9 protein-coding genes and 3 tRNA genes are annotated in these 12,279 nt (G+C 34.5%); 8 read left to right on the top strand and 4 right to left on the bottom strand.

Annotation, left to right across the window (positions count from 1 at the left end; all coding sequences use genetic code 11):
- Positions 1 to 48: 48 nt before the first annotated feature.
- Positions 49 to 1,230: a S1C family serine protease gene (locus HT714_RS03250; RefSeq protein ID WP_050242853.1), complete on the bottom strand. Its 1,182-nt coding sequence runs from the start codon at positions 1,228 to 1,230 to the stop codon at positions 49 to 51.
- A 182-nt stretch (positions 1,231 to 1,412) separates the two neighbouring features.
- Here HT714_RS03250 and rlmH point away from each other — a divergent pair, with 182 nt between their 5' ends.
- The 7 genes from rlmH to HT714_RS03215 all read left to right on the top strand — a co-directional run bounded on the left by rlmH (position 1,413) and on the right by HT714_RS03215 (position 4,597).
- Entirely contained in the window at positions 1,413 to 1,892 is a 480-nt protein-coding gene (gene rlmH, locus HT714_RS03245; protein WP_173224817.1) for a 23S rRNA (pseudouridine(1915)-N(3))-methyltransferase RlmH, read from the top strand.
- Positions 1,893 to 1,935: 43 nt separating this feature from the next.
- Positions 1,936 to 2,009 (top strand) — tRNA-Arg (locus tag HT714_RS03240).
- Between the two features lie 165 nt (positions 2,010 to 2,174).
- Positions 2,175 to 2,300 carry a competence-stimulating peptide ComC gene (gene comC, locus HT714_RS03235; RefSeq protein ID WP_101786261.1) on the top strand — a complete coding sequence of 42 codons (126 nt, stop codon included), beginning with the start codon at positions 2,175 to 2,177 and terminating at the stop codon, positions 2,298 to 2,300.
- Positions 2,301 to 2,320: 20 nt separating this feature from the next.
- Complete coding sequence (gene comD / locus HT714_RS03230) at positions 2,321 to 3,646, top strand: competence system sensor histidine kinase ComD (protein ID WP_173251468.1); 1,326 nt, start codon at positions 2,321 to 2,323, stop codon at positions 3,644 to 3,646.
- A complete protein-coding gene (gene comE / locus HT714_RS03225) occupies positions 3,643 to 4,395 on the top strand; it encodes a competence system response regulator transcription factor ComE (protein WP_000866065.1) in 753 nt (250 codons plus the stop codon). Before comD ends, comE begins: the two co-directional genes overlap by 4 nt.
- 51 nt (positions 4,396 to 4,446) lie before the next feature.
- A tRNA-Glu gene (locus HT714_RS03220) sits at positions 4,447 to 4,518 on the top strand.
- A gap of 5 nt (positions 4,519 to 4,523) precedes the next feature.
- A tRNA-Asn gene (locus HT714_RS03215) sits at positions 4,524 to 4,597 on the top strand.
- A gap of 40 nt (positions 4,598 to 4,637) precedes the next feature.
- Here the strand turns inward: HT714_RS03215 and HT714_RS03210 are convergent.
- Entirely contained in the window at positions 4,638 to 5,180 is a 543-nt protein-coding gene (locus tag HT714_RS03210) for a TetR-like C-terminal domain-containing protein (protein ID WP_001158275.1), read from the bottom strand.
- Positions 5,181 to 5,307: 127 nt separating this feature from the next.
- Here HT714_RS03210 and HT714_RS03205 point away from each other — a divergent pair, with 127 nt between their 5' ends.
- Entirely contained in the window at positions 5,308 to 7,950 is a 2,643-nt protein-coding gene (locus HT714_RS03205; protein ID WP_173251466.1) for a YhgE/Pip domain-containing protein, read from the top strand.
- A 24-nt stretch (positions 7,951 to 7,974) separates the two neighbouring features.
- On the opposite strand, the gene HT714_RS03200 is transcribed toward HT714_RS03205, so the two are convergent.
- Positions 7,975 to 10,518: a YfhO family protein gene (locus HT714_RS03200; protein WP_173251463.1), complete on the bottom strand. Its 2,544-nt coding sequence runs from the start codon at positions 10,516 to 10,518 to the stop codon at positions 7,975 to 7,977.
- Between the two features lie 61 nt (positions 10,519 to 10,579).
- Positions 10,580 to 12,202: an ATP-binding cassette domain-containing protein gene (locus tag HT714_RS03195; RefSeq protein ID WP_173251461.1), complete on the bottom strand. Its 1,623-nt coding sequence runs from the start codon at positions 12,200 to 12,202 to the stop codon at positions 10,580 to 10,582.
- Positions 12,203 to 12,279: the final 77 nt, after the last annotated feature.

The raw sequence follows: 12,279 nt of genomic DNA, 5'->3' as shown, positions 1-12,279 counted from the left end.
CTAACACATCTTTTCTCTTATGTAAAGTTTTCTTTACATAGATGTCAATTAAGATTCTAAATCACCTGAACTCTTGTCAAGCTTGATGGATGTAGTTTCTTCTTTACCGTTACGATAGTAAGTAATCTTAATGGTGTCTCCGATAGAATGATTGTAAAGAGCACTTTGTAAGTCTGTTGATGAAGCAATATCTTTATCATCCACTTTTGTAATCACATCGTATTTTTCGAGGTGACCATTGGCAGGCATATTACTTTGTACAGAACGAACAACTACGCCAGATGTAACATTACTTGGAATATTGAGTCTTCTGATGTCGCTTGTACTTATATTAGATAAATTAACCATCTGGATTCCCAAAGCTGGACGCGTCACTTTTCCGTTCTTTTCTAACTGTTCAATAATATTGATAGCATCATTTGCAGGAATTGCGAAACCAAGACCCTCTACAGATGTTCCTCCATTTGTGGCAATTTTACTTGAGGTAATTCCGATAACCTGTCCTTGAATATTGATCAGTGGGCCACCAGAGTTACCTGGGTTAATAGCAGTATCAGTTTGGATGGCTTTTGTAGAAATGGCTTGTCCATCTTCAGATTTTAAGGATACATTTCGATTGAGACTAGATACGATACCTTGAGTAACAGTATTTGCATATTCAGAACCTAACGGGCTACCAATGGCAATAGCAGTTTCTCCTACGGTTAACTTGCTAGAATCACCAAACTCAGCTACTGTTGTAACTTTTTCTGAAGAGATTTTGACGACAGCAATATCAGAGAAAGTGTCAGCTCCGACGATTTCTCCAGGTACTTTAGTTCCATCTGACAATCGAATATCTACTTTGCTGGCGCCATTTATAACGTGATTGTTGGTGACGATGTAAGCTTCTTTATCATTCTTTTTATAAATAACTCCAGATCCTTCACTAGAGATTTGCTGAGAATCTGTGTCAGTATCATCATTGCCAAATACGCTATTTTGTCTATTTGCTGAATAAGTAATAACGGAAACAACAGCATCTTTTACTTTGTTAACAGCCTGTGTTGTTGAATTTTCGTTCTTATAGGCAGTCTGTGTAATGGTGCTATTGTTATTAGAGTTGCTTACACTACTTTTTTGAGTTAGTTGAGCTATTGAAAAACTACCCAAGGCTCCACTAAAAAAGCTAATGACGATAACGACTAATAATTGAAACCCTTTTTTGTAAAATGTTTTTAAATGTTTCATATTTGCCTCCATATTTTTGAATTACTGAAAGTATAAACTGACTAGCTTAATTATAACTTAAACACAAAAGTTTTACACAAACTGTGGATAACTCTTTTAAAACTGTGATTTTCTCAATTGAAATCTATTTTTTATTTTGTGAATAAGATGTGAAAAAATAGAGAATATGTTAGAATAGAGTCATGAAAATTAAAATTGTAACAGTTGGGAAACTGAAAGAAAAGTATTTAAAAGATGGTATCGCGGAGTATTCAAAACGAATTTCTCGATTTGCTAAGCTTGAAATGATTGAGCTAGCAGATGAAAAAACACCAGATAAAGCCAGTGAGTCAGAAAATCAAAAGATTTTAGAAATAGAAGGGCAGAGAATTTTATCAAAAGTTGGTGACCGTGATTTCGTTATTGTGTTGGCTATCGAAGGGAAAATGTTCTCATCAGAAGAATTTAGTAAACAATTAGAAGAAGCTTCTATAAAAGGATTTTCTACTCTTACATTTATTATTGGAGGGAGTCTGGGGTTAGCACAGGATGTAAAAAAGAGAGCTAATCTTTCTGTTAGTTTTGGCCGTTTAACCTTGCCCCATCAGTTAATGAGACTAGTTCTTGTTGAACAAATCTATCGCGCTTTTACGATTCAGCAGGGTTCGCCCTATCATAAATAGAAAATTGACTTTTAATTGAATTTTTGGTAGAATAATGGTGTTAGGTCTCATAGCTCAGCTGGATAGAGCATTCGCCTTCTAAGCGAACGGTCGCAGGTTCGAATCCTGCTGGGATCAATATAGTAGCAAAGCTGGGAATTTTCCCGGCTTTTTTCTTAAAAAAGTACACTTGGGGAGAAAAAAATGACAGTTGAGAGAATTTTATCTAAAATGAAATTCCATTTTGTATAATGGTTTTTGTAAGTTAGCTTACAAAAAAAAAACATTTTAGGAGATTTTATTATGAAAAACACAGTTAAATTGGAACAGTTTGTAGCCTTGAAGGAAAAAGACTTGCAGGAGATTCAAGGTGGGGAAAGTAGAGTTTCAGACCTCATCCTTGATTTTCTTTTCCAACGAAAAAAGTAATGAAATAAGGAGAAAGAGTAATGAATTTACTTGGATTTGGGACAGTTATTGGTCATTTTTTAATTATTAGTTACAGTTACCATTTAATTTGTAAAGGTCAAATAAATAGAAAAGAGCTATACGTTTTTGGTGCTTATACATTACTAGTAGAAGTAGTACTTGAACTTTCCTTTTATCTTCTAAATTTGGATGGGTTAGGGACTGCAACATTTTTACTTCCTTTGGGCTTATATTCCTATTTTCGATGGATTAAACAGTATGAGAGGGATAGAGGACTATTTCTAAGTTTACTACTATCTCTTTTATATGAGAGCACTCATAACTTTCTGTCCGTAACTTTCTCCTCTATAACAGGAGACAATTTTGTTTTACAACATTATTACCCATTCTTTTTCGTTGTAACGGTGTTAACCTATTTTGTTGTCTTAAAAATAATTCATTATTTCCATTTGGAACTAATCTATTTTGACAAGGACTACCTTTATCCTTTCTTGAAAAAAGTATTTTTTGCTTTACTATTGCTACATATTGTATCTTTCGTTTCTGATATGGTAAGTACGATTAAACATTTGAATAGTTTTGGAAGTATTTTGTCATCTATTGTCTTTATCTCTCTATTTTTGACCTTCTTTGCAATGAATTCTCATAAAGAACAAATGGAGAAAGAGATTGCGTTGAAGCAGAAGAAATTTGAACAGAAACATTTACAGAATTATACAGATGAAATTGTCGGTCTGTATAATGAAATTCGTGGTTTTCGACATGACTATGCTGGTATGCTTGTCAGCATGCAGATGGCAATTGACAGTGGTGATTTACAGGAAATTGACAGAATTTACAATGAAGTTTTGGTCAAAGCCAATCATAAACTGCGTTCAGATAAGTACACTTACTTTGATTTGAACAACATAGAAGACTCAGCTTTACGAAGTTTGGTTGCTCAGTCAATTGTCTATGCTCGAAATAACGGTGTGGAGTTTACACTGGAAGTAAAAGATACGATTACCAAGCTCCCAATTGAACTATTGGATTTGGTTCGTATCATGAGCGTTTTATTGAACAATGCTGTCGAAGGATCGGCTGATAGCTATAAAAAGCAGATGGAAGTAGCAGTTATTAAGATGGAAACTGAAACAGTTATTGTGATTCAGAATTCATGTAAAATGACGATGACTCCTTCAGAAGATCTATTTGCCTTAGGATTCTCCACTAAGGGAAGAAATCGAGGAGTCGGATTAAATAATGTGAAAGAACTACTAGATAAGTACAACAACATCATTTTAGAAACAGAGATGGAAGGCAGTACATTTAGACAAATTATTAGATTTAAGAGGGAATTTGAATGAAAGTTTTAATTTTAGAGGATGTTATTGAACATCAAGTGAGACTAGAGAGAATATTGGATGAAATTTCGAAAGAATCGAATATTCCAATATCATACAAGACAACGGGAAAAGTCCGTGAATTTGAAGAATACATTGAAAACGATGAAGTAAATCAGCTTTATTTTCTAGATATTGATATTCATGGAATTGAGAAAAAGGGATTTGAAGTGGCTCAGCTCATTCGTCATTACAATCCTTACGCTATTATCGTCTTTATCACTAGTCGATCAGAGTTTGCGACTTTGACCTATAAATACCAAGTATCAGCCCTAGATTTTGTTGATAAGGATATCAATGATGAGATGTTCAAGAAGAGAATTGAGCAAAATATCTTCTATACGAAGAGTATGTTACTTGAAAATGAAGATGTGGTAGATTATTTTGATTACAATTACAAGGGAAATGATTTAAAAATTCCTTACCATGACATTCTGTATATTGAAACGACAGGGGTCTCTCATAAATTGCGCATTATTGGTAAGAATTTTGCAAAAGAGTTCTATGGAACAATGACAGATATTCAGGAAAAGGACAAACATACTCAGAGATTTTATTCTCCTCATAAGTCATTTTTGGTAAATATAGGCAATATTAGAGAAATTGATCGAAAAAACTTAGAAATTGTTTTCTATGAAGATCATCGCTGTCCTATTTCAAGGTTAAAAATTAGAAAATTAAAAGATATTTTAGAGAAAAAATCTCAAAAGTAATTGACAATTAGCAAGAAATTGATATAATGGTTATATCTGCTACAGATAGAAGGTCCGTTGGTCAAGGGGTTAAGACACCGCCTTTTCACGGCGGTAACACGGGTTCGAATCCCGTACGGACTATTTTATCCGCCATAGCTCAGTTGGTAGTAGCGCATGACTGTTAATCATGATGTCGTAGGTTCGAGTCCTACTGGCGGAGTATAGATAAAAGGGAACACAGCTGTGTTCCTCTTTTTGTATCAATTTGTATCACCAAGCATCTTCATAAGGAAGTCTGTTATTTCTTGAGGACTTTCTTTTTTTCCGTGTGCAATCCAAGTTTGGCAGACACCAAAAAGTGCATGAGTTAGATAAATACTACTATATTCTAATTCAGTGGTATTGAGATTCAGTTGCATAAATCGCTTTTGTAAATCTGTACTGAGCATGATATGAAGTTTATTTCGTAAGAAATTTTGGATTTCTTTGGTCCCATTTTCAGAAAGAAGGGCAGCCAGAAGTGGTTCTGATTCCAGATATTCAAAGACTTCTAAAATAGCGTCTCTTTTGTGATGAGCATGTTTTTGAAAAATATATTCAAATGTATGAAATAGCTTACTTTGATAGTGCTCAATCATATCATACTTATCCTTATAGTGAGTATAGAAGCTGGAACGACTAATTCCGGCTTTTTCTGCTAACTTGACAGTAGAAATTTGATCAAATGGTTGTTCCATTAGTAATTGTACCATAGCATTTTCAATAGTTCGCTTTGTTTTTAAGCGTTTGTTACTTTCTTGCATATTTCCTCCTTGTAAACAAATTAGACTATATGTCTAAAAATGGATTTTTTATCTTGTAATTTAGATTTTTTAATGTATAATCTATTATATCAAAATTTTAGACAATATGTTTAAAAAAGGAGAAACTATGTTTAAAGAATGGAAAGCAATTTTTAAAAAACCAACCTTTATTATTGTCATGATAGGGATTTCTCTTATTCCAGCTCTGTACAATATCATATTTTTGTCATCAATGTGGGATCCATATGGTCAAGTGTCTGACTTACCTGTGGCAGTTGTCAATAATGATAAAGAGGCTTCCTATAATGATAATACTATGGCAATAGGAAAAGACATGGTGTCCAATTTAAAAGAAAATAAAACCTTGGATTTTCATTTCGTGGATGAAGATGAAGGAAAGAAGGGATTGGAAGATGGCGATTACTATATGGTAGTGACTTTACCAAGTGATTTATCTGAAAAAGCAGCTTCTATTTTAACGGATCATCCAGAGCAAATGCAAATTGATTATCAGACTTCAAGTGGTCATAGCTTTATTGCCAGCAAGATGAGTGATTCTGCTATGACACAATTAAAGCAGAATGTTTCTACCAATGTAACCAAGACCTATACTAAAGCTTTATTTAACAAAATGGTCGATTTAAAGGATGGCATGAGTCAAGCAGATTCTGGTAGTGAAAAATTAACTGATGGAGCGAATCAGTTAGTGACAGGAAGTCAAACATTAACTACTAACCTACACTCTTTAGCAGATTCAAGTTTAACATTTTCAAATGGAACGGAACAGTTTACTAGAGGATTATCCTCTTATGTTTCTGGTGTCGAACAACTTCATCTTGCCTTAGGGAATTTTAATAGTGGTTTAGTTACATATACTGGTGCAGTGAGTCAATTAGATAGCGGATTAGGTCAATTATCTTCTAAAAGTCCTGAATTATTAAGAGGAATCAATCAGTTATATACTGGTGTAGAATCCTATACTGGCGGTGTTTCTCAGCTTAATGCTGGTCTTACTCAATTTTCATCTGGTGTTAGTGCTTATACAAACGGAGTGGGAAATCTTGCAACAGGTGCTCATCAGTTATCTAATCAATCAGCTACACTTCGAATGGGGGTGGAGCAATTAAGTGAAGGGATTCAACAACTTTCTAGCAAGTTAGATGCTTCGTCTGGGAAAAAAGATCAAATTAATCAATTATCTTCTGGTCTGAATCAGTTAAATCAAGTTATTCAAAATATTGATGTTGAAGATACAAAACAATTAGATTCTGTTTTATCAAGTATAGTATCTCTTTCTAATCAAATGTTAGCAAGTGCCCAGTCTGATAAAGCGACTACATTAGCCAATATTCAATTGACAGCAGCTTATCAATCATTGACAAGTGAGCAACAAGCTGAGATAAGCGCTTCTGTATCTCAACATTCGACTGATAGTGTTCAATCGGCTCAGTTAATTATAGCTTTAGTACAAGGTTTACAGGGAGGTTTAGAAAACTTACAAAATCAATCTTCTAATCTTTCGACATTAAAAAATCAAGCTAATCAAGTATTACCGCTTGCTGCTACTTCTTTGACAGGGTTGTCAAGTGGATTAACAGAGATACAAGGAGCTGTTACTAGTAAATTAGTTCCTGCTAGTCAGTCGATTGCATCAGGTATAAATACATATACTACAGGTGTTGATAAAGTTTCTCAGGGCGCAAGTCAACTAAGTGAAAAAAATGCCACCTTGACAGGTAGTTTGGATCAACTAGTTTCAGGCTCAAACACCTTGACACAAAAATCTTCTAACTTGACAGCAGGAGTTGGTCAATTAGTTGAAAAAACTCCAGAATTAGTGTCTGGTATTGAAAAATTATCAACTGGCTCTAACCAATTGAATCAAAAGAGTCAAGAATTGATAGCAGGAGTTGATAAATTGCAGTCAGGCTCTAGCCGACTAGCTGACAAATCTAGTCAGTTACTTTCAGGTGCTTCTCAATTAGAAAGTGGAGCTAATAAATTGGCAGATGGAGCTGGGAAACTAGCAGAAGGTGGAACAAAGTTAACTTCTGGATTGGAAGGTTTACAGACAGGAGTTGCTTCTTTGGGACAAGGATTAGGTAATGCTAGTGATCAACTCAAGTCAGCATCAACAGAATCTAAAAATGCAGAGATTTTGTCAAATCCTCTCAGTCTCTCCAAAACTGACAATGACCAAGTTCCTGTAAATGGAATTGCAATGGCTCCTTATATGATATCAGTTGCTCTCTTTGTTGCAGCAATATCAACGAATATGATCTTTGCGAAGTTGCCTTCAGGACGTCATCCGGAGAGCCGTTGGGCTTGGTTGAAATCTCGAGCTGAAATAAATGGTATTATAGCTGTTTTAGCAGGAATTTTGGTATATGGAGGAGTTCATCTTATTGGTTTAACTGCTAATCATGAGATGAGAACATTTATTCTCATTATCCTAACAAGTTTAGTATTCATGTCTATGGTGACCTCTTTAACAACATGGAATAGTCGTATAGGAGCTTTCTTTTCTCTTATTTTGCTTTTATTACAGTTAGCATCAAGTGCAGGTACTTACCCACTTACTTTGACAAATGATTTCTTTAGAGCTATTAATCCCTGGTTACCAATGAGTTATTCAGTTTCGGGATTACGACAAACAATCTCTATGACAGGAAATATTCATCATCAAGTCATTTTCCTTGCAGTGATATTAGCCCTATTTACTGGTTTAGGCATGCTAGCCTATCAACCTAAGAAAATGGAAGAAGATTAAAAAATCGATCAACTGGTCGATTTTTTAAGCCTTAGATAACTTTCGTCTGTGATTATAGATTCCAAATAGTAAGAGAGAAGTAAAGGAACAGATTGCTCCAGTAATAAAACCATTGGGAATGAAGGAAAGTGTAATAGTTCCGTTCCCCTTAGGAATATCAACTTTCATAAAACCAGTTTGAGCTTGTTTAATTTCTATTTTCTTACCATATTGGTAGGCAGACCAACCTTTGTCATAAGGAATGGTGAAGAAAATAGATGTATCTTGTTTGACATCATATGTAGCAAAAACCTTGTTTTTAGAAGTTGATACTGTTACAGGTTGTTCTTTAATTTTTTGAATTGCCTCAGTTAAAGTTTGGGTATCTAAACGATAGAAGGTAGGAGATTCAAATGATACTTGTGAATTTCCAGGAAAACTAATATTGATATTGAAAGTCTTTTTCTCTTTTGTATAGCCTAGATTAAAGAAGGAGAAGACATTATCAGTTGTAAAAGTCTTTTTTTCACCATTTACAAGGATGTCAACCTTCTTTTGTTTATCATTAGAAAAGTGAAGATTTGTGAAAGAAAGATAAACTTGGCTGTTTTCTGGTACTTCAATTTGATACTGAATTTCTGCATCCTCATTTGAAGAACTTGTAACACTAATCAAATCATCAGTATTTTCGGTTTTTTCATAAGGTATTGGAGAAAAATAATCAAAATTGACGTTAGCAAGTTGATTTAAAAATGAGGCCTGATTATCTAAGGTATGTTCATTGAACTTGACATCATTGTAAACAGATTGACTAGCAAATGCAATCGGAAGAGAGTATTGATTTTCATATAGGGTAAGATTATCTTTTTGATAGATATCTTGGAAACCATACTTATCAATAGGGGTTTCTGAGATATTGTACTGGATTCCAAATAAACTATCAGCCAAAATACTATTATTTGCATAGCGGAGATTAAGATTAGTCCCAGAGGATTTAAACCCAAGTTTATCCAAAGTAGAGCTTGCTGAACGATTTCGAACAGATGAAAATTGAGAGATTCCATTATAGTTGAATTTCATACTGTCATTTCCTGTCTGAGTCTCTAGTTTCTCAGTACGAGTAAATTGATTTCCAATATATGTTGAGAAAGATTCCATAGCTGGGATATCTCGATTATATGCACTTCGAGAAGCAAAGCCCCATTCTTTAGCAATTCCGTCCATTTGAGATGAAGCATTTAAACTTATTTCAACTATTATAAATAACGAGATTAGAATGGTAAACAGATTCACAGAGATAAACTTTTTGATAACTGCAAGGAGTAAAAGCGAATAGACAACCAAAAATTCAAGAGTAAGCAGAATATTCAAATCTGTTAAAAAAGAATAATGTGATTTTAGATAGATGGTAGCTAAAAATCCTGTTACTATAAGAAAAAGCGAAACTAAAAAATTCCAGATTTTAATTTCTTTTAGACGATTTAAGACTTCCGCTGCTGTGTAAATTAACAAGGTAGAGAAAATCCAAGCATAGCGATGTAAAAACATGTTTGGAGTATGCATGCCTTGCCAAAATAAATCAAGAGCTTCAATATAAAAGCTTGCAATTAGAAATGTAAAGAAGATTGCATAGATAAGTTTCACGTGAAACTTAATAGTTTTCAGTGTAAAAAATAAAATAGTCAAAATAAAGGGAAGTAGTCCTACAAAAATCATTGGAATAGCCCCATACTTGGTTGTATCAAAGGAATCAATGAATTGCTTAGCAAAAAGATCAAGATACCAGCTACTTTCAGTTTGAAACTTTGTAACTTCAGTCAATTTTTCCCCATGTGTCTGTAAATCAAACAGAGTAGGAAGAGTCAGAATCAAACTAGCCATACCAGCTAAAACGGAGGTGATTATGAAATCAAGAAAAGATGATTTTCGGGTTTTAAAGTCCCAAGAAATTTGACAGAGATACCAGAAAATAAGAAACAATGCTGTCATATAGCCAAAATAATAGTTTTGGATAAATAAGATTGACAGACTTGTAAAGTACAATAGGAATTTCTTTTCAGTGATGAGTAGCTGTAAACCAGTTATAATTAAAGGAATCAAGATAAAAACATCCAGCCAGGTTTTTATCTCTAATTGACTGACAGAGAAACTCATCAGAGCATATGAAGTAGATAAAGCTAGTTTTAAAGGCTTAGGAATCAATTGAAATAAATTATTTAAACTAAAGTAAGTTGACAGTCCAATCAATCCAAATTTTAAGAGAGTTGTCAGATAGACAGCATCTGGCATATTCGTTAGATCAAAAAAGTAAACTAGAGGTGAAAGGAAACTACCCAAGTAATAACTAGATAGGGCATAGAAATTTAATCCAAGGCCACTTGTAAAGGTGTAAAACAGACTACCATTTCCATGTAGGATATTTCGTAAAGCTACATCAAAAATAACGTATTGATGAAACCCATCTCCTAATAGTGGAGATGTATCGCTATTCCAGTAGATACCTTGAGATAGATATACTCCTATCATAATGATTACGGGAATGATGAAAGAAACAAAATAGGTCCAATATGTTTTAAAAAATAATTTCATGTTACCTCATAAAATGTTAGAAAACCCAGCTGGTTAACCCAACTGAGTTTTGAAGTTTTATTTAGTCTTTCCAAAGTTCTTTAACTTTTGCTTGTACTTCTACATTTTCTAGGAATTCATCATAGGTTTCATCGATACGGTCAATGACACCATTTTTAGATAAGACAATGATATGGTTAGCCAAAGTTTGAATAAACTCGTGGTCATGACTGGCAAAGATGATTGATTCTTTAAAGTTTTTCAATCCATCATTCAAGCTTGAGATAGATTCCAAGTCCAAGTGATTGGTTGGATCATCAAGTACAAGGACATTTGATTTTAAGAGCATGAGTTTTGATAGCATGACACGAACTTTTTCTCCCCCTGACAAGACGTTGACAGGTTTGTTAACTTCATCTCCAGAGAAGAGCATACGGCCGAGGAAGCCACGTAGGAAAGTATTGTCATCTTCTTCTTTACTTGCGAATTGACGCAACCAGTCAAGGATTGACTCTCCTCCTGCAAAATCTGCCGAGTTATCTTTTGGCAAGTAAGAACGGCTAGTAGTTACTCCCCACTTGACAGTTCCTTCATAGTCAATGTCCCCCATGATTGCACGAATTAATGCAGTCGTTTGGATGTCATTTTGACCAATAAGAGCTGTCTTATCACCTGGACGCAAGATAAAGCTGATATTATCTAAAATAGTTTCACCATCAATCTTTACAGTTAGATTTTCTACTGTCAAGAGATCATTACCAATTTCACGCTCCGCTTTAAAGTTGATAAATGGATATTTGCGACTAGATGGCACAATCTCTTCTAGCTCAATCTTATCAAGCATTTTCTTACGTGATGTTGCTTGTCTTGATTTAGAAGCATTAGCAGAGAAACGAGCTACGAATTCTTGCAATTGCTTAATTTTTTCTTCTGCTTTGGCATTACGGTCTGCTAGCAATTTAGCAGCAAGCTCAGAAGATTCCTTCCAGAAGTCGTAGTTTCCGACATAGAGTTTGATTTTTCCAAAGTCAAGGTCGGCCATGTGAGTACATACTTTGTTTAAGAAGTGACGGTCGTGGGATACTACGATAACTGTGTTATCAAAGTCAATCAAGAAGTCTTCTAACCAAGTAATCGATTGGATATCCAAACCGTTGGTAGGCTCGTCCAAAAGAAGAACATCAGGTTTACCAAAAAGTGCTTTGGCAAGGAGAACCTTTACTTTCTCACCGTTGGCCAATTCGCTCATGTTTTGGTAGTGTAATTCTTCTGGAATGTTTAGGTTTTGAAGGAGTTGAGAGGCTTCGCTTTCTGCTTCCCAGCCTCCAAGCTCAGCAAACTCTCCTTCGAGTTCGGCAGCACGAACCCCGTCCTCGTCTGAGAAATCTTCCTTCATGTAGATGGCATCTTTCTCTTTCATGATGCTATAAAGTTTTTCATTTCCCATGATAACAACATCAATGGCACGTTCATCTTCATAGTCAAAGTGATTTTGACGGAGAACAGAGAGACGTTCATCTGGGCCAAGAGAGATGTGACCAGTAGTAGGTTCGATATCTCCAGCTAAAATTTTTAAAAAGGTTGATTTTCCGGCACCATTAGCACCGATTAATCCGTAAGTATTTCCTTCTGTAAATTTGATATTGACATCATCAAAAAGTTTGCGATCACTAAAACGTAGTGAAACATCAGATACTGTAAGCAATGTTTTTCTCCTATATGTGTAATATATTTATTTTACTAGAAAATACAGAAATATTCAAATTTTTATCTGTCAATTTT

Origin of the sequence: Streptococcus sp. 3705 (assembly GCF_013277145.1) — a bacterium.
Taxonomy (GTDB): domain Bacteria; phylum Bacillota; class Bacilli; order Lactobacillales; family Streptococcaceae; genus Streptococcus.
Note: the sequence above shows the minus strand (reverse complement) of the source record. Positions and strands in the feature narration are given on the sequence as shown.